The organism is Levilactobacillus zymae, from assembly GCF_032190635.1.
In the GTDB taxonomy this organism is placed as follows: Bacteria; Bacillota; Bacilli; order Lactobacillales; family Lactobacillaceae; genus Levilactobacillus; species Levilactobacillus zymae_A.
Map to the genome: position 1 here is coordinate 2,296,919 of NZ_JAVLAS010000001.1, position 17,388 is coordinate 2,314,306.

Genomic DNA, 17,388 nt, shown 5'->3' on the forward strand with positions numbered 1-17,388 from the left:
CCTCTTTTTAGAAGTTTTGCACGAATAATCGTTAATTATATAACCATTTTCGCAAAAAGCGAAGAAATGCCTTCGTACCGCCCTTTAACGTTTTAGGGGAGCGTAGAATTATCTGCTCATTTTTACCCGTTTTCACGAATCTGATACTTAAGTTGGCTCTCGCCGTTGCCTTGCGCGATCACTTGTAGCTGGTTGGGGACCTGGGCGCGAAGTTCACTGACGTGACTGATAATGCCAATCATTCGATGCTGCCCCTCGACGGTCTCCAAGGATTCTAGCGCCGTCATTAGCGCGTCTTCATCCAGTGAGCCAAATCCTTCGTCAATGAACAAAGCATCCACGTCCACACTCCCGGTAGTCCGTTGAATGACCTCCCCCAGTGCTAAGGCCAACGCCAGCGCGGCAATGAAACTTTCTCCACCCGAAAGCGTATGAACACTTCGCTGCTCACCCACATGGTCATCGTAGACGTTGATTTCCAAACCCGAATACTTCTTCGCGGCTGTAGGCGTGTCGTCGATGACGAACTGATAGCGGCCATTAGTCAGTTGCCGGAGACGTTGGTTCCCCACCAACAAGATCTGGCGTAAGTAGGTTTGTAACACGTAACGTTCCAGACCTAACTTGCTGTTCGGCCCATCACCATTAATCACACCCGAGAGTTCGTCTAATTCCTGAGTCTGTTGTAAGGCTGTGGCTTGATTGGTCAGTTGTTGCTGCAATCGACTGACCAACGTCGCATTCCGTTGCCACCGTTCATGGGTCGCATAGCGTTCGTCCTGCAACTGAGCCACCCGTTTCTGCGCCGCAGCCAAGGCGGTCTGAGTTTGATCCCGATCTGGCTGCGGGCGATCGGCCAAGCGTTGTTGCAGTTCGGCAATGGTCGCATTATTCTGGGTGCGCGCCGTTCGGAAGGTTTGTAGTTGTTGCCGGTACGTCGGCAACTGGGCCAACTCGGCTAACTGCTGAGTCAACGTCGCCGTTGTCGTGGCCGTTAAGGTCAGCTCATGCTTAGCTAGAACTTGTGTTAACGTGGTCCGGGTAGTCGCGACTTGCTGCACACTTTGTTCCAGCTCATGGGTCGCCGTTTGCGACTCGCTCTTAGCTACCGCTAGGGCTTGCGTGGCTTGGGTTACCCGCTGCTGTAAGGTATCCGCTTTACGTTGTAGTGCGGCTAAGCGGGCTTGCCGCGTTTCTTCTAATTCATTAAACTCGTGCAACGTTAAGGCATCGGCCGGCAATTGGGCTTGTTGAGTCGTCAGCTGGGCATCCAACCGATCCAATTGGGTTTGAGCCGCCTGGGCCGCCGCTTGGGCTTGCGTTAAATCTGCCTGCTGTGCCCGTTCCGTCGTTTGGAGACGATCCAGTTGTGCTTGGGCCGCGCGTCCCCGGTCCAGTTGCTGATTAACCTGGTCGAGTTCGTGCTGATTCGCATCCTGGGCCTGCGTCAGGGATTGCACTAGCTCCGATAGCGGCGTTTCAGTCGTCACCGGCAAGCTTGACACCATTGCTTGCCGTAACGTGGCAAGTGCCGTTTGAAAGGCCGCTTGGTCCCGAGCCAACGTGGTCTGGCCTTGACTCAACTGAGTCGCCAATTGAGTGGCGGTTTGCTGGGCCTGGGTGGCCGCTTGCTGCGCCTGCTTGACTTGGGTAGCCGTCACCGGCGGTATTTCCTCATGAGTTGCGGGATGCGGGTGGGTCGTTGCCCCACACACGGGACACGGACTCCCCGGCGTTAATTGCGCACTTAGCTCCGCAATCTGGGACCGTAATCGGGCCTGGTACCGCTCTTCTGCGGTGGCCTGAGCCTGGTCGGCGGTATCCTGGGCCACCGTGACTCGTGCTTGGAGGTCGGTAAGCTGGTCGGCCTGATCCTTCAGGGCTTGCCGGTCCGTGGTAAGCTGAGCAAGCCGTTGTTGCCAGGTCGAATAAGTCGTTGCTGTTTGCTGCCGCGCCTGGCTTTGATCATACCAAGTTCCCTGTTGCGCAATAATTGCTTGGTTCTGTTTTTGCGCCGCCGCGGTTGCCTGTAGTGCGGCGGTTAAGCGCTGGACGGCCGCTTGCGTCTGCTGCTGAGCTGTTTGGGCGGCCGTTTGCCGGTCCTGTAACGCGGCAATTTGTTGGTAAAGTGGTTTGACGGTGGCCTGACGCGCCAACTGATCCCGGAGTGCCGTTAACTGGTCGGGCAGATCCGCCGCGGCTTGCTGAGCAGCTTGGGCTTGGGTTAAGTCATCCTGCGCCTGTGTCACCCGTTGCGCTTGCTGTTGTTGACTGGCTTGACGCTGGCTCACAGCCGCTTGCGCCGTCTGCCAAGCCTGCCAGTGCGGTTGAATTCCTTGAACCCATTCCAACTCGGCTAACTTCGTCTGCAGCTGGGCCATTGCCGGTTCACGCTGGATTAGCGTTGCTTGCGTCGTTTGCGCCGCGGCCAACCGTCGTTGATCAGCAAGGAACTGTTCCTCTTGCGTTTCTTGCTTGGTTAGGCGGGTAACCACTTGTTGCGCGGTCGTCAGCTGGGTTAACGTTGCCTGCTCGTGAGCTTGGGTCGTCGCCTGTTGTTGCGCCATCAACTTTAACAAATCGTCGGCTTGGTGATTACTCTGCAGATCCGCGGCCGCCGCTTGATTCGTCGAATCCCACTGTAGCTCGTTTTGCACGTGGGTCAGTTCTGCCAGGGCCGCACGATTGGCCTGCTGACTTTGACGGAGCTTGGCCTTTAACTTTTCGGCCCAACGTGCGTAGATTTCCGTATCGAAAAGTTGCTCTAAGACTTGTGCCTTGGCATCACTATCCGCCACCAGGAAGCGCCGAAACTGGCCCTGAGGCAGGAGCACAATCTGAGCAAATTGCTTCCCATCCATCTGAAGGAGGTCCTGTAAAAACTCACGAACCTGCCCAATCTTGGTAAGCTGCCGCTCTTCGGCCTGGTTGTGCCACACGGTTAGCGTCACACTGGCCGTCACGGGGGTCACCCCCGTTCCCCGCTTCTTTGCCAGGGTTTGCGCCGGTTCACGCACGATTTGGTAGCGGCGGTCGCGGTGGGTAAACTCAAACGTTACTCGGGTTCGATCGTGGATCGTCGCAAAGTCTGAACGCATCGCGGTCGCCTCGCGGTCGGTTCCCGACGTTTGATCGAATAGCGCGTAACACATCCCATCAAAAATGGTTGTTTTCCCACTTCCCGTTTTCCCACTAATCAGAAACAACGGGGTCGCCGTAAATTTCGTAAAATCGACCGTCGTATCCCGGTACGGACCGAAGAACTCAAGATGTAAACTAAGTGGTGTCATCTAAGCATCCCCCTTTTCAGCGTCTCGCAAAGTTTCCTTGGCCCACGCCTGCTGCTGGACCGTTAAGTCGTGTTGCGTCACCTGGGTGAAGAAGTCGTCCATTAGCGTCAACGGATCACGTTGGGTTTCTTGGGGGGTCAGTTCTTTGGGCGTCACCTGTAATTGGTTCACCCGCGTAAGCTCGATGATCCGGGGAAACCGCGTCTTCAGTCGCTGCATCACGTTTGAGATGGGCGTCGTATCCGTTAACTCAATGGCCACAAAATCCGCCTTGGTCACCGGATAGTCCCGTTGCGTATCCATCAAGTGGTCAAAGCTGTCCCGCAGTACTACCAGGTCGTGAAGGGGCTGAAGGGGCTTAAAGGTCACCGTCACCGGCGTCGTGGCCGTATCGACCACCCATACGCCCTTGGTATCGGCCGCCTCACTTGTAGAGAACTTTAAGGGCGACCCGCTGTACTTCATGGTCGGTTCGCTTTGTAAGGCTTCCTTGCGGTGTAAATGGCCTAACGCAACGTAATCGAAATCGCGCAACAGGTCGGTGGGGACGGCATTCAGTCCGCCGACCTGGACCAGGGTTTCGGAATCACTATGCTGACTGCCCGCCGCAAAAAAGTGCGCCACTAAGACGTGCTTCTTGGCTGGATCAAAATTTGCCTTCATCTCACCGACCAACCGCTGCATGGCCTGAGTCACCGTCCGAATCTCGGGATCATCGAATAATTGGCGTACCGCGAACGGTTCAAAATAGGGTAACAGAAAGAACTGGGTATCGCCCACCGTCACCGGGTGCAACCCTTCTGCCACCGTTGTTTTCAGATAAAAGTGCGTGCTGGCGAACCATTCCCGACCGTAGCCTAAGCGAACCGCCGAATCGTGATTGCCACTGATGGCTAAGATGGGGAGGTGTTCTTGCCGATTCAGATCCACCAACATCTGGTCTAACGCCGCCACGGCGTCTTCTCCCGGCAAAGCCCGGTCGTACAAATCCCCCGCAATGACCACTGCGTCCACTTGTTCGGCCAACGCAATTGCTTTAATCTGGCGGTAAGCATCCCGCTGTTCGGTCAACAAGTCATACCCGTGCAATTTCTTGCCGATATGCCAATCGGCCGTATGTAAAAATCGCATATCCTAATACTCCTTTCGCTGTTCAGGGGCCCAATCACAACTCACCAAGTGATCGTTAACCAGCCCCGCCGCCTGTAAGAAGGAATACACGGTCGTGGGACCCACGAACTTAAAGCCGCGTTTCTTCATTTCCCGGGAAATATGCTGTGCCAAGTCCGTAGTCGCGGGTATCTGATCGGCGGCTGTAAAGTGGTGGCGAATTGGTTTACCGCCCACAAAGGCCCACAGCCAAGTACTAAAGTCACTTCCGGCCGGCCAGTGCAAGATTACCTGGGCGTTATTGACCGTGGCCGCCAACTTCAATCGGTTACGAATAATGCTAGCGTCCTGGCGTAGTTGCGCGAGATCCGCCGGCGTCATGGCCGCCACTTGTGCCAAATCATAGTGATAGAAGGCCCGTTGAAATGCCGCTCGTTTATTTAAAACCGTTTGCCAGCTCAATCCCGCCTGATAAGTTTCCAAACACAACAGTTCGAACAACTGTTGATTATCGTGCAGTGGCCGGCCCCATTCCGTATCGTGATAGCGTTGCAAACTGGGAGATTGTTCCGCCCAAGGACACCGTGTGACCATTTCAATTCCTCCTTAAAAATCGTTACCTTTACTATACCAGATTATCGTCAAAACGAACATACATTCCCCTATCAATTCATCATGAAACCGGCTCCATGCCCGCTAAACGGGGAATTTCCTGGATAAAGTTCGCAGCTGTTTTGCTTGACCCTCCCCGGGGAAAGTCATATGCTATTGTCAACTATAAATGTTTTGGGGATTTGAGGAGGTTATCTATTATGCGTACCGCACAACGATTCAAGGTCCGCTCAGTATTTGCGGCAGCCGCGGCTGTCCTCTTAGTGACGCCCATCGCCGTGAGTGGCACCGTGACGGCCCATGCCGCCAGCGTTAAACCCTCGGCCAGCGTCCTCAAGAAGAGCAACAGTTACTACCGGAAACACGCCAAGACCCTGGGCAAGAAGTACAAGTTGGTTTACGACGCCCAAACGGCCCTCAAGAAGAACGGTAAGGCCGTGGTCTGGGTCAATACGTCCGATAAGCAACTCAAGAAGAGTGTCCAGTTGGCGATGGATTACTGGAACCACAAGCTCGGTAAGAAAGAATTTACGAAGGGGTCGAAGAAGAACCACACCCTCACGTTCTCGGTCTCCCATGCGCAGGCATCCAAGAGCGATAATAGCGATGCCTGGTGGACGCCAGGAACCAAGAAGGTTCAAGTTCGGTGGTCCTACTACCAAGACGCCAAAAAAGACATTGCTCAGAAAATGAGTGAACCTTACCAGGTCGCCTTCTATAAGCAATACAATACCACCATTACCAGTACTGCCAAGAAGAACCTGGCCGCTCAGGGAGTCGATCCCGCTGCTAATAACTACAGTGCGTTGTTAGAACAGGAAGAAACCAAGGTTGCGGAGGGGTTGAAGGCCTTTCAGTCCGTCAACAAGACGTTGACCGCCATCAACAATTCCGTGGCCGCCCAAGGACGGATGTACGAATACGCCGGGACGATTGCCCACGAATTCGGACACACCATGGGGCTGGATCACTCGCCCAACGCCAAGGATTTGATGTACTACGAGAGTGGCACCAACAAGGTTTATAGCTATAAGCAAGTCACGACCAAGATGAAGAGTTATAACCCCGTCACGGCGACCGATAAGGCCCGGGCACAACTCGCCTTAAAGATTTACGTGGCTGCACACAAATAAGTTCCGTGAACTCACCCCTGTTTTTTGTCCGGGGTGGGTTTTTCTTTGCAATCGAACTGTAATCAATTGTAAATTTGCGGTAACCTCCTTTGCGCCAATCCCGTGTACAATGAAGTCGATGAAGACTGAGGAGGATTTCTATGCAAAATAAGTTACGTCGATTCGGTATCGGGTTAGCCGCCATGGCAGCCGTTGTGGCAGTGGGAATTGGTCTCAACACCACGACCGCCAGTGCGGCGGGCTCCAAGATTGCCGACGTCTCACAATACCAAGGGAATATTAACTGGACGAAGGCATCTAAGGACTTAAAGTACGCTCTGATTCGAGTGCAACACGGGAGTAAGGGCGACGCTGGTTACATGGTTGATACCAAGCGTAACGTCAACGCCAACGGTGCCTACAAGGCTGGCGTCCCATTCGGTCAATACATGTTCGCGGAATTCACCAGCGTGAAGGATGCCCAACAAGAAGCCAAGGATTTTTATAAGCGCAGTAACAAGCACACCAAGTTCTTTGTTCTAGACGAAGAAAAGCGGATGAGTTCGGCGACGAAATCCGAACAGACTTACGTGAACGCTTGGTTGAAGACCATGCGGAAGCTGACCAACAAGCCGTTGATTATGTACGCCGGGGAATACTACGCGACCGCTCACAAGTTAAACTTCTCAAAGTTTGACGGGGCTTGGATCGCCAAGTACAGTTCCGTTAAGCCTAGCGTTCCGGGCGTCACCATTGACCTCTGGCAATACACCAGTACCGGTCGCGTGTCCGGGATCAGCGGCAACGTTGATCTGAACAAGGCATTAAAGCCGTCCGTAGTTAATAGTTGGTTCAGTGGTAGCGCGACCCACGGCTCTTCGAAGGCCACTTACTACACCACAGTCAGCGGTGTGAAGGGCGTCAAGACCAAGAAGGCGGTTTATGAATACTCATCAACCAGCTTCACCAAGGCTCACCGGGGCACTAAGGTCGCTACGGGGTCTAAGTTAGCCGTTAAGGCCATCGCCAAGAATAGCAAGGGCGCTTACCGGTTCCAATTAACTAATGGCAAGTACGTCACGGCCAACCAAGCTTACGTCTCCACCTATTAATCATGATCTAAACTAAGTCGTTCACCACGGTGAGCGGCTTTTTTAGTACTTTTCAAAGCAATCCCCCTGCGGCAACGTTAAATTGGCCACCATTCCTTCGTTGAAATGGTGGCCAATTTAATGTTTAATGCGCCTTGGTTCTTGCTGCTAACCCCATGGTTATGCCGATTGCAAGGCCGTTAACACCTGGAGGGTGGCGCCGAAATAGCTCTTTTTTTGAATCTTTCGGGGCAACTGACGTTGTAAGCGGTGCTGCAAGGCCGTCTTTTTGAGGGTTTTAGCCCCCCAGTAGACCGGTGCGGTAAACGCCGGGTTCGTGTAACCGTTGACGGCTCTTCCACTCAATGTATAGACCGCCGTCACGATTTTCTTCCGCTTGAAGAAGGCTAGTTGCTTGGCCAACGCTCGCTTAGTGGTGCCATCCTTAGTCAGGCGGTAGGTCTTCGCCAATCGCCACGGCACCCGACAAGCATTATAACCGTACTGATTATCGGTCCCCGATTCGATCTCACCGGGCTTAACGGTCGTGAACTTAAGCCGTTTACCGCTAACCCGAATAAAGTCGGGAAACAGTCCCGTTTTGTGGCGCGCACTCAACCGGCGGATCACCGTTTGACTACGCTTAGCGACCGTCTGCCAACTGCGGTCCCCCGTAAACTTCGCGAACGTCCGGAAGTACCCGGGCATCAGATCGCTGGTCCGTAACTTACTGCGATCATAACTGTTCGTTGCCCAATTTCCCATTAAGGGCAAGCGGGTCGTGGGGTTAATTTCGTGGGCTTTAATGGCCTTCAACAAGGACAATGCCGCTTGACGATAATTTATCTGCCGACTTCCCCACTGCCGATCGGCCAGAATTAAAGCGTAGGCAATGTCTAAGTCCCCATCAGTCGCACTGTTGCGTTCACCCCCAACGCTAGTCAGCTTGCCGCTACGCCGGTTTTGTTGCCACGCCATCAACGGTAAGTTACCCGCAATCCGGTGGGCCCGATAATACCGGTAAAATTGATTAAACGTCGCGTGCGAGTTCACGCCCTTTTTGGCCGCTAAGACGGCCGCTAACATTCCATACCCCTGGCCTTCCGAAACGGCACGGGTCGGCCCCTGGCCGTCGTTCATCCGGACGTACTTCTGGGTCTTGCCCCCAACGTAGGCCCGTTGCCACTGTCGATACCAGGTGACCGCCTGACTGGTTTTAGCCTGCGCAGTCCTAGGTGGCCCGACCAGCAAGCCCCCTAAGACCGCTAAGCCAATTAACCCGACTAGGCCGCTCAATTTTCCTAATCTTCGTCGCTGCATGGTGATCCGTCCTTTCCCGGTTCTCTACGACTAGTATGCACCGTTAATCGTCACAGCGCACCGGTCAACTTTCCCCGGATGGCCTAACTTAACCAGGAATCTAATTCGAACTTCCGCATGGTAATCCGGTGAGCCGCCATTGCGGTCAACGCTTGAATCTGGACATAGCCGGGTTGGGCCGCCAGCTGTGCGTCCACCGTTGCCAATTGCTCGGCGGGTAAGACCCACTTTAATGCCTGCAGTTGTTGGAAAATGACTAATAAATCCCGATGGGCTGGCGTTAGCGTTTGCGTCTGCAGCTCATGGACGAGTTGGGTCGTTAACGCTTGCTTTGCCGCGGCGGTTGGGACGTAGATGGTGTGCGGCATCAGGTTATTTTGAAAAATAACCTTCTCGACTAGCGCCCGTTGTTCCAGTTCCGGACCGATCGTGTCATAAATGGCGTTGGCGAGTTTCCAGCTAACCAACAATTTGAACACATCTTCGGTCTGGTCACTTTGCGCTCGCGCGGCTTGTAATCGCTGAGCAATCATCTGCAAGCTGGCGGGTAAGGCCGCCTCCAAACGTGGTTCGCTAGGTACCGCCACGTGCTGTTCGTTGATCATCAACAGCCGCTGATCCCGCAGATCCAGAAACGCGGCCAAGACCAGGTAGGCTTGGGCCGTAAACCGGGTCCGCAGCACGGGCCGATTCGTAATTTTTTCCGTTAATAATAGGTAATCTTGCGCAATGGGTAAGTCCATGACAATTCCTCCTCACAAACGACTTAATGGCGATTTGTCCTTAGTTTACCATGTTCCGCCCCCGCTCGACCGCCACTTCCTGTGTCAGCACATTCCGCGTTAATGCCGCTAGCGGTAGCCAATTTACCTATTTTCCACTCGCAGTGAAGTAATTATTGAATGACGGTTAAACCGCCCATGTACTTTTGTAGAACGGCCGGGATCTTAACGGTCCCATCGGCTTGCTGATTATTTTCCAGAATCGCCGCAACCGTACGGCCAACCGCCAAGCCAGAACCATTGAGCGTGTGAACGTACGCCACGGTCCCGTCGGCCTTGCGGTACCGAATCATGGCTCGGCGGGCCTGGAAGTCTAAACAATTGGAGCAAGAACTAATTTCCCGGTAAACGTTTTGTTCCGGCATCCAGACCTCGATATCGTAAGTCTTAGCGGACGAAAAGCCTAGATCCCCGGTCGATAACGTAATGACGTGGTACGGCAGTTCCAGTTCCCGTAAGACCTCTTCGGCGTTGTCGGTCAACTTCTCCAATTCATCGTAAGAATCCTCAGGCCGGCAGAACTTGACCATCTCAACTTTGTGAAACTGGTGCATGCGGATCAATCCCCGGGTGTCGCGGCCAGCGCTCCCGGCTTCAGACCGGAAACACGGCGTCATGGCCGTTAGGTAAGTTGGCAACTGATCTTCGGTCAAGATTTCGTTGGCGTAATAGTTAGTCAGGGGCACTTCGGCCGTCGGAATTAAGGTTTCGCCCGTCGTTTCCACGGTGTACACGTCTTCCTTAAACTTCGGAAACTGACCCGTGCCAAACATGGTCTTGGCGTTAACCAGATACGGTGGAATGACCTCGTGATACCCTTGTTTTTGGGTGTGCAGATCCAGCATGAAGCAGTACAGCGCACGCTCCAACTGTGCCCCGGCATCCTTATAATAGACGAACCGGGCCCCGGAAACCTTGGCCGCCCGTTCAAAATCGAGAATTCCCAGCCGTTCCCCTAATTCCCAATGGGCTTTGGGGGCAAAGTCAAAGGTCGGAATCGTGCCCCACTTACGGTCTTCGACGTCACTATTCTCGTCGGGACCCACGGGAAGACCGTCCGCCGGCAGATTGGGGAGCCGCACCGCGATGTAGTGCAGCCGTTCGGCCACCTCTTCTTGCGCCGCCTCCGTCGACTTCAACTCCTGATTTAAGGCCTTCACTTGCTGGATCAAGGCTTGGCCCGCCGCAGATTGGGAATCGGCCTGACCCACCTGCCGGCTCAATTCATTTTTCTGCTTTTTGAGTGTTTCGGCGCGGGTAATCGCCTCCCGATTTTGCCGATCGAGGGTCAAATACTCGTCAATTTCGTTGGGGTCCACGCCCCGCGTTTGCAACTTCGTCTTTACCGTTTCAGCATGAGTCCGAACATACTTAGGATCTAACATTGACAAAACTTCCTTTCTTGACAAACGATACTAAAAAAACGCCCCACGACCGGATCACCGGTCATGGGACGTCGCTCAACACATTAACGTGGTACCACCCAACTTCGGGCCTAAATGAGGGTCCGCTCACGAGGATAACGTCTCGCCGTGTCTCCTTCGCTCGGAGACAAGCGCTTAGGTCGGGGATTCGACTTCTTAGGTTGGCTAACCTCGCAGCACCGTTTAGCTCTCTGGACAACCGGCCGAAGTCTACTAACGACCATGTTCGCGCTTTCAATATCTACGTCTAATGTACCGCCGCTTCCCGACGTTTGTCAAACCATGGCTAGCCGCCATTGCCGGTCGACGGTCGCAGTCCTTGGGCGCGGACCAATCCAGCAGACGTTACTGACTAAAGTAACCGGCCGGACTAACGACGGCAAGCGGAACCGCTGCCTGCGTCCGCACATTTTGGCGCGAGTCATTCAAAGTCACCCCGAGCAATGGAAAAGCAGCAAGAAAATTCCCGGAAAAATCGAGAAACTTCCTACTGCTTGTTAAAATCCGAGTAATCGACTTAATCGTTGATGGACGCACTAGAATCTGCATCCGTCGCCGGGGCTTCGGCGGGTTCACTAGCCGCTTCATCGACGGACGCACTTGACGTGGTGTCTGCTGCGGGAGCATCCGCGTTGACCGACGCACTGGTCGTGGCATCGGGGTTCCCCTCAAGCTTTTGTCCCGTCTTGGCTAAGTACCATTTGATGGTCGGCATGATGTCTTGAACGTATTCGTTGACTCCCATGTAGTGTCCTTGTTCGTCGTGCATGGCGCGGTAATTGTGCACGATGTACTTGTCCGCGGTGTTGCCCGGAACCGGCATGCTGACTTCTGGCACTTGCCCCGTCCGCAAGGCGTGAATGACTTCCTTGACGTGCTTAACCACGCGGGCGTTCTTCGGGTGAACCATCGCGAGTGGGTTCCCCGCTTGGTCCGGCGTCCGGGCAGCCAACATCTTCTCGGCCGGCGCCATCTTATTGTAGTAGATAAATTGATTATTGCTATCGGCGTAGGTTAATTCCAATGGCATCGAGTTCAGAAAGGCGTTCAATTGATCGACCGTCAGTAACCCCCGATCCAACTTGACGTAGTCGTTACCCGCAGCCGCGTGCGTCTTTTCAGCGGCCTGTTCCACCCAATCCGGCGCCGCCATGTCCACGCCCTCGACCGTGGTCGCAATCTTACCGGTTGCGTTCAAGTCTTCGCTTTCCGCACCGGTGTCCTCCGGGTGATTCAAGGTATTAATTACCTTCACAAACTTCACGAATTTTTGAAGGGTGGACTGCAAGAAGTTAACGGTTCCGGAATCCTTCAAGTTGTCGTTTTCATCAAAGGCATCCTTCACTTCGCCTAACAGAAATTCGTTACCCGGCAAGACCACCGCGTTAACCCCGGGGGCTTCCAGGATTTGCCGCAGATTTAATTGTGCCCGTGACGACCCTTGATCGTAATAGGAAGCGCCGACGATCATGACCGGTTTCCCGTCCAACGGGTGAATCTTGTAGGATAACCATTCGATCACACTCTTAAGACTTGCCGTGGTGGTGTGGTTGTGTTCCGGCGTCGCAATCACGACCCCGTCAGCGCTTTCAATCTTGCGCTTCAAGTATTGGATGGCATCGCTTTCGGTCTGGTCATCGCTTTCGTTAAATAGCGGCACGTCCTTAATGTCCAACATTTCAATATCGGCTAAGTCGCTAAAATGAGTGGCCATGTACTTTAAGAGAATTCGATTATATGATTTATCGGCTACTGAGCCAGCAATTCCTACTAATTTCATGCGTTTTCCGCTCCTTTTACAGCTTATTCCAGTCGAAGTTTTTCGTGTCTTTTTGATTGAGATCCTTGGCGTGGTTCAGTTGTCCTGACACCGCGACGAAGGTTTGGAAGTCCTTAAATAGGCCGTCCAATTGAGCGACCTTATCGGCGTCCTTCAAGTTCCCCTGATCGTCAAATGCGTCCAGGGAATGCCCCAAGAGATATTCGGAACTCGGCATAATGCGGGCGCGCAGCTCCGGTGAATCCAGAATCTGCCGCAGGTGGGCCTGCGCACGGGAAGACCCCAGTGAGCCGTACGACGCCCCAACGATCATCACGGGTTTATCCACGAACGGGTGAACCCGGTGAGATAACCATTCCAACGCATTCATCAGCGCAGAAGGGACCGCATGGTCGTATTCGGGGGTCGCGATAATGACCCCGTCAGCCGTGTCAATCGCCTGGGCCATGGCCAACACGGGCGCGGGAACCGGACTGTTTTCGGGCTTGTTAAACAACGGGAGATCAGTGATTTCCATGAGTTCAATTTCTGCCTGATCGGCAAAATGCCGCTTCATGAACTGGAGTAACGTTCGGTTGGTGGACACTTTTGCGTTGGTTCCAACCATTGCCACAAATTTATTCATTATAGACCGCTCCTTTAAACTTTGGGGATTCGCGGCGCACACCGCTTAGCTCCATTGTAAACGCTTTTATATACTATAGCAATATTTTCACAAAATTGTGGAATAAAGTTGCCCTGTCTGAGTAATAATTATGCCATCGATCCCCGACGTTTGCCGCAATTGCGCCATTGCCGCTTCCACGGGTTGTCCGAATAATCGGGTGGTCCAAAGCTCACCGGTGATCGATTGGGCCGAAATGATGGTGACACTCGCCATCTCGGTGGGCATCGGGTAGCCGGTCACCGGATCCAAAACGTGGTGGTAAGTATGCCCAGCGGCGTGTAATTGCCGCTCATAAATTCCGGAGGTCACCACCGACTTGTCCCGAACCCGGATCACCAGCCGGTTTTGCCCCCGTGGTTTCCCCGGATCCTGGATGCCAATTCGCCATTGCTGATCGGCGTGTTGCCGTTGCGGACCGAAGACCACCACGTTGCCACCCAGGTTAATCAGCCCCGCCGTGACCCCCACAGTCGTGAAATAGTCGTGGAGGAGATCGGCAACGTAGCCCTTGGCGATGGCTCCCAAGTCCAGGGTCATTCCCGGTCGTTGCAGATAAACGGTCAGGTGCCGTGGATCCAACGTTATGGCCGCCGGATCCGTCAGCCGTAACGCAGCCTGAATCTCGGCATCACTGGGTTTACGGGCATCGTTAAAGCCGATTCGCCAGGTTTGCACCAACGGGCCAATGGCGATATTTAAGTGTTCGGCCGTATTGGCACTGTGATCGCGGCCAATCCGGATCAGGTCAAAAAGTTCGGGATCCACGGCCACCGGTCGCTGACCGGCTTGGTGCGCGATAGCCATCAATTCCGACGTTTCATCGTTCGCACTAAATCGATGTTCATAAACCTTCAACCGACGAACGGCCTCAGTCAACACGGGTTGCGGTTGCCGGTGCGTAATCGTCAGTGTAATCACGGTGCCCATCAGGTGCACCACTTGAGTGGCCACAGGCATGCCACCACCTCCTTCACCGTTATCGTACCCGAATTTAGTGCGAATTTAAAGTATTATGATAACGATTTCACTACCACACCGTTACGGCACGCAACCACCGCTTTTTTCACCCCCGTAGATTCCGCCAAAGTTGACGAACTCTAGCCAATAGCCTATCTTTATGGATAGATGACATTTACTAGGTCCCACCATTGAGGACCGCTGAAGGAGTTTACCATGGCTAAATTACAGATTTCTCGTTTCACTACCCGGATTCTCATCGGCTGGTGTGTGTTCTTATTCGCTATTCTCTTGACCTTAGGCTTCTCACACCTGCTGGAACCCCACGTCATTACGTTACACGCCCTGACGCTCGACGGTTTTCTGGCCAGCGTCCTCATGGGGCTACGGGTCATTGTCTTATTCTTGGTTTTCTCGACCATTCCCATGCGTTGGCCCATCACGTTACTGTCCTTTATCAGTCTGACCATCGCCATCGTGGCCGTCTACCAATTCATCACCGTGGTTCTGACCGGTAACTTGTTGGTTATCCTCGCCTACCTGGTCTTCGTTGGCGCCTTTCTGGCCTTACTCTATACCGCCATTCTGATGACCAGCGAGATTATTAATCATAATCACTGGGAGCAAGGCGGCGGTTACCTCAAGCACTGGGGCCTTTCGTTACTAGCAAACATTCGGCAGTTCAGTCTCCCCTTATTACTGAGCCTGCTAATCTTCAGCATCGCCCTGCCCCTGACTAATTCCGTCACTTTCTAAACCAAGTTCTATGCGCGCAGCGGATTTCGATCCCCTGCGCGCTTTTTGTATTGCAAAATAACCGGTTTCATGATATAAATAGATTAACATATGAGCATACATAGATATTAAAAAAGGAGGAATTAACATGCCCACCAAAAAGCTTGCGCCCAGCGCCTACCTAGTCGGACTTCTGCTCTTCGGTCTCAGCTTCTTTCTTCCCGGCATTAGCCGGTCTCTGGGATTCCTAGCCGCTACGCTGTTTGCCGGTTACCACATCGTTATCGAAGGCCTGATTGAAACCGTGACCGATAGTCGGGCCCAACATAAATTTGCCCCCAACATTCACATCTTGATGTTTCTGGCCGCGCTGGGGGCCATCCTCATTGGTAGCTTCGAGGAGGCCGCCCTGTTGATCCTAATTTTTGCCGGCGCCCATTTCTTAGAAGAATACGCCGAGGGTAAAAGCCAACGCGAAATCACGGCTCTCTTAGACTTAAATCCGGTGGCGGCCCGCCGCTACACCACCACCGGGGCGATCGAGGTGGTCCCCGTGGCCGACCTCGCCGTAGGGGATCGACTCCAGGTCTTAAACGGCGGTCAGGTGCCGACCGATGGCACCATCATTAAGGGAACGGCCACGTTGAACGAAGCGGCCATTACCGGGGAGAGTATCCCCCAAGAAAAGACCGTCGATGCCACCGTCTTCGGCAGTACCATCAATGGCGACTCAACCTTCGACATGGTGGTGACCAAGGATGCCCAGGACACGGTTTTTGCTAAGATCCTCCAGCTAGTTCAAGACTCCCAACAATCCTTGGGGAAGACCGCCACGAAGATCAAGCGCTTCGAACCCCTCTACGTCACGACCGTCTTACTACTATTACCGGTGGTCTTTCTGGTAGGAATCTTCCTGATTCATTGGTCGGTACCCACCAGTCTTTACCGGACCATCGTCTTTCTAATCTCGGCCTCGCCGTGTGCGTTGGCCGCTGCCGCGGTTCCCGCAACCTTATCGGGACTGTCGAATCTGGCCCGTCACGGAGTCCTCTTCAAGGGGGGCGCCTACCTGAATCAGTTAGCCGAGTTACAGGCCGTGGCCTTCGACAAGACGGGGACCCTGACGGCCGGAAAGCCCACGGTCACCGACACCGAATTCGTACCGGGCGTCAACGCTGACCGACTTACTAACCAAATCGTAGCGATGGAACAGCAAAGTAACCACCCCCTGGCCACCGCCATTGTCGCGCACTTCACCCCCACCCAATCGCTTGACGTCACCGTCACCAATCAATTAGGTAAGGGATTGGAAAGTCAGATTGACGGTCATACCGTCCGGATCGGGAAACCCTCCAGTTTTACAACGGTCCCCGCTGCCCTGCAAACCCGTAGCGATGAACTCGCTGCGGCGGGCAAGACCGTGATCTTCGTGGCCGTCGACGACCAAGTTCAAGCGTTACTGGCCCTGATGGACGTCCCGAACCCAGCGTCGCAAGCGGCCATCGATTACTTCAAACAACACCAGATTCACACCCAGATGATCACCGGAGACGCCCAGCTCACAGGTCAGGCCGTGGGGGCCGCACTAGGCGTGGACGAGGTCGCCGCCAACGTCTTACCGGAGAATAAGGCCGCCATCATCGACCAGCAGAAGCAACGCTACGCCACGGTGGCCATGGTTGGCGACGGCGTTAACGATGCCCCCGCCCTGGTCAAGGCCGATATCGGCGTAGCCATGGGCGACGGAACCGACGTGGCGATTGACGTGGCCGATACCGTGCTGATGCAAAACGACCTGTCCAAGCTCACCTACGCCCACCGCTTATCCAAACGGTTAAACCAAATCATCTGGACAAACCTTATCTTTGCGTTGGCAATCGTGGTATTATTAATTGTGCTGAACTTTTTAAGCATTACCAACATCGCTTGGGGCGTAGTGGTTCACGAGGGGAGTACCCTGCTCGTGATCTTAAACGGCTTACGCTTATTGATGTTTAAATAAGGCAGCTTAATTCTTTAAACCATTGGGGGTTGCAGCATGCCGACCGATCCATCGCTCGACCCGACGTTGCCCAGCGACAACGAGTTACGTCCGGTCCTCTCCATTTTCAAGGCAATCAGTGATCCCTCCAAGATGCGGATTATCCTGTTGATTGCCCACCAATCGCTTAGCGTCGGAGAGATCACCAACCGGCTGAATATCAGTCAATCGGCGGTCTCCCATCACCTACAAACCTTGCGTCAGCTCAACCTGGTCACCAACGTACGGGTGGGGCGCGAAATGCACTACCAAGTCACCGACCAACACGTCATTCAGATTTTCGAACTGACCAAAAAACATGTATTGGAAGACGCCTAATCTTAGACGACCCTGACTAGCCAACGCTAGTTCGGGTCGTTTTTTCTGTCCCATTTTGTCTCAATTTTGGTGAGACCACTGCGACACTCAAGAGCCCATGGTCACCAGCTTCGACACGATCTAGCCGCGAAATCTAGACTATTGCGTAC

General features: G+C 53.8%; 14 protein-coding genes. 5 read left to right on the plus strand and 9 right to left on the minus strand.

Annotation, left to right across the window (positions count from 1 at the left end):
• Positions 1 to 122: 122 nt before the first annotated feature.
• From RI501_RS11005 to RI501_RS11015, 3 genes are read right to left on the minus strand one after another with little or no spacing between them, the layout of a single operon-like run.
• Positions 123 to 3,290: an SMC family ATPase gene (locus RI501_RS11005; RefSeq protein WP_313822552.1), complete on the minus strand. Its 3,168-nt coding sequence runs from the start codon at positions 3,288 to 3,290 to the stop codon at positions 123 to 125.
• Positions 3,291 to 4,421: an exonuclease SbcCD subunit D gene (locus tag RI501_RS11010; protein WP_313822554.1), complete on the minus strand. Its 1,131-nt coding sequence runs from the start codon at positions 4,419 to 4,421 to the stop codon at positions 3,291 to 3,293.
• Positions 4,422 to 4,424: 3 nt separating this feature from the next.
• A complete protein-coding gene (locus RI501_RS11015) occupies positions 4,425 to 4,994 on the minus strand; it encodes a DNA-3-methyladenine glycosylase I (RefSeq protein ID WP_313822556.1) in 570 nt (189 codons plus the stop codon).
• 218 nt (positions 4,995 to 5,212) lie between these two features.
• On the opposite strand from RI501_RS11015, the gene RI501_RS11020 reads away from it, so the two are divergent.
• Together RI501_RS11020 and RI501_RS11025 are read left to right on the plus strand one after the other, a co-directional pair.
• Entirely contained in the window at positions 5,213 to 6,145 is a 933-nt protein-coding gene (locus tag RI501_RS11020; protein WP_313822558.1) for a reprolysin-like metallopeptidase, read from the plus strand.
• A 140-nt stretch (positions 6,146 to 6,285) separates the two neighbouring features.
• Positions 6,286 to 7,236 carry a GH25 family lysozyme gene (locus tag RI501_RS11025; RefSeq protein WP_313822560.1) on the plus strand — a complete coding sequence of 317 codons (951 nt, stop codon included), beginning with the start codon at positions 6,286 to 6,288 and terminating at the stop codon, positions 7,234 to 7,236.
• A 159-nt stretch (positions 7,237 to 7,395) separates the two neighbouring features.
• On the opposite strand, the gene RI501_RS11030 is transcribed toward RI501_RS11025, so the two are convergent.
• From RI501_RS11030 to RI501_RS11055, 6 genes are all read right to left on the minus strand, one after another.
• A complete protein-coding gene (locus RI501_RS11030) occupies positions 7,396 to 8,535 on the minus strand; it encodes a glycosyl hydrolase family 8 (RefSeq protein ID WP_313822562.1) in 1,140 nt (379 codons plus the stop codon).
• An 83-nt stretch (positions 8,536 to 8,618) separates the two neighbouring features.
• Positions 8,619 to 9,278 carry a hypothetical protein gene (locus RI501_RS11035; protein ID WP_313822564.1) on the minus strand — a complete coding sequence of 220 codons (660 nt, stop codon included), beginning with the start codon at positions 9,276 to 9,278 and terminating at the stop codon, positions 8,619 to 8,621.
• Positions 9,279 to 9,430: 152 nt separating this feature from the next.
• On the minus strand, positions 9,431 to 10,702 hold the full coding sequence (gene serS, locus RI501_RS11040; protein WP_313822566.1) for a serine--tRNA ligase: 1,272 nt from the start codon (positions 10,700 to 10,702) through the stop codon (positions 9,431 to 9,433).
• A gap of 556 nt (positions 10,703 to 11,258) precedes the next feature.
• Positions 11,259 to 12,521 carry an NAD(P)H-dependent oxidoreductase gene (locus RI501_RS11045; protein ID WP_313822568.1) on the minus strand — a complete coding sequence of 421 codons (1,263 nt, stop codon included), beginning with the start codon at positions 12,519 to 12,521 and terminating at the stop codon, positions 11,259 to 11,261.
• Between the two features lie 16 nt (positions 12,522 to 12,537).
• Positions 12,538 to 13,146, minus strand: coding sequence for an NADPH-dependent FMN reductase (locus RI501_RS11050; protein ID WP_313822570.1), 609 nt, complete (start codon positions 13,144 to 13,146; stop codon positions 12,538 to 12,540).
• A gap of 87 nt (positions 13,147 to 13,233) precedes the next feature.
• Positions 13,234 to 14,145 carry an FAD:protein FMN transferase gene (locus RI501_RS11055; protein WP_313822572.1) on the minus strand — a complete coding sequence of 304 codons (912 nt, stop codon included), beginning with the start codon at positions 14,143 to 14,145 and terminating at the stop codon, positions 13,234 to 13,236.
• A 216-nt stretch (positions 14,146 to 14,361) separates the two neighbouring features.
• Here RI501_RS11055 and RI501_RS11060 point away from each other — a divergent pair, with 216 nt between their 5' ends.
• The 3 genes from RI501_RS11060 to RI501_RS11070 all read left to right on the plus strand — a co-directional run bounded on the left by RI501_RS11060 (position 14,362) and on the right by RI501_RS11070 (position 17,239).
• On the plus strand, positions 14,362 to 14,901 hold the full coding sequence (locus RI501_RS11060; RefSeq protein WP_313822574.1) for a hypothetical protein: 540 nt from the start codon (positions 14,362 to 14,364) through the stop codon (positions 14,899 to 14,901).
• Positions 14,902 to 15,028: 127 nt separating this feature from the next.
• Positions 15,029 to 16,882 (plus strand): heavy metal translocating P-type ATPase, encoded by a 1,854-nt coding sequence (locus RI501_RS11065; protein ID WP_313822576.1) that lies wholly within the window; start codon positions 15,029 to 15,031, stop codon positions 16,880 to 16,882.
• 36 nt (positions 16,883 to 16,918) lie between these two features.
• The gene (locus tag RI501_RS11070) at positions 16,919 to 17,239 is read left to right on the plus strand and encodes an ArsR/SmtB family transcription factor (RefSeq protein ID WP_313822578.1); all 321 of its coding nucleotides are present in this window, start codon (positions 16,919 to 16,921) and stop codon (positions 17,237 to 17,239) included.
• Positions 17,240 to 17,388 lie beyond the last annotated feature (149 nt).

Coding starts and splice junctions, on each gene's coding strand:
- RI501_RS11005 (WP_313822552.1), bottom strand. CDS start 3,290: ATGACACCACTTAGTTTACATCTTGAGTTCTTCGGTCCGTACCGGGAT.
- RI501_RS11010 (WP_313822554.1), bottom strand. CDS start 4,421: ATGCGATTTTTACATACGGCCGATTGGCATATCGGCAAGAAATTGCAC.
- RI501_RS11015 (WP_313822556.1), bottom strand. CDS start 4,994: ATGGTCACACGGTGTCCTTGGGCGGAACAATCTCCCAGTTTGCAACGC.
- RI501_RS11020 (WP_313822558.1), top strand. CDS start 5,213: ATGCGTACCGCACAACGATTCAAGGTCCGCTCAGTATTTGCGGCAGCC.
- RI501_RS11025 (WP_313822560.1), top strand. CDS start 6,286: ATGCAAAATAAGTTACGTCGATTCGGTATCGGGTTAGCCGCCATGGCA.
- RI501_RS11030 (WP_313822562.1), bottom strand. CDS start 8,535: ATGCAGCGACGAAGATTAGGAAAATTGAGCGGCCTAGTCGGGTTAATT.
- RI501_RS11035 (WP_313822564.1), bottom strand. CDS start 9,278: ATGGACTTACCCATTGCGCAAGATTACCTATTATTAACGGAAAAAATT.
- serS (WP_313822566.1), bottom strand. CDS start 10,702: ATGTTAGATCCTAAGTATGTTCGGACTCATGCTGAAACGGTAAAGACG.
- RI501_RS11045 (WP_313822568.1), bottom strand. CDS start 12,521: ATGAAATTAGTAGGAATTGCTGGCTCAGTAGCCGATAAATCATATAAT.
- RI501_RS11050 (WP_313822570.1), bottom strand. CDS start 13,146: ATGAATAAATTTGTGGCAATGGTTGGAACCAACGCAAAAGTGTCCACC.
- RI501_RS11055 (WP_313822572.1), bottom strand. CDS start 14,145: ATGCCTGTGGCCACTCAAGTGGTGCACCTGATGGGCACCGTGATTACA.
- RI501_RS11060 (WP_313822574.1), top strand. CDS start 14,362: ATGGCTAAATTACAGATTTCTCGTTTCACTACCCGGATTCTCATCGGC.
- RI501_RS11065 (WP_313822576.1), top strand. CDS start 15,029: ATGCCCACCAAAAAGCTTGCGCCCAGCGCCTACCTAGTCGGACTTCTG.
- RI501_RS11070 (WP_313822578.1), top strand. CDS start 16,919: ATGCCGACCGATCCATCGCTCGACCCGACGTTGCCCAGCGACAACGAG.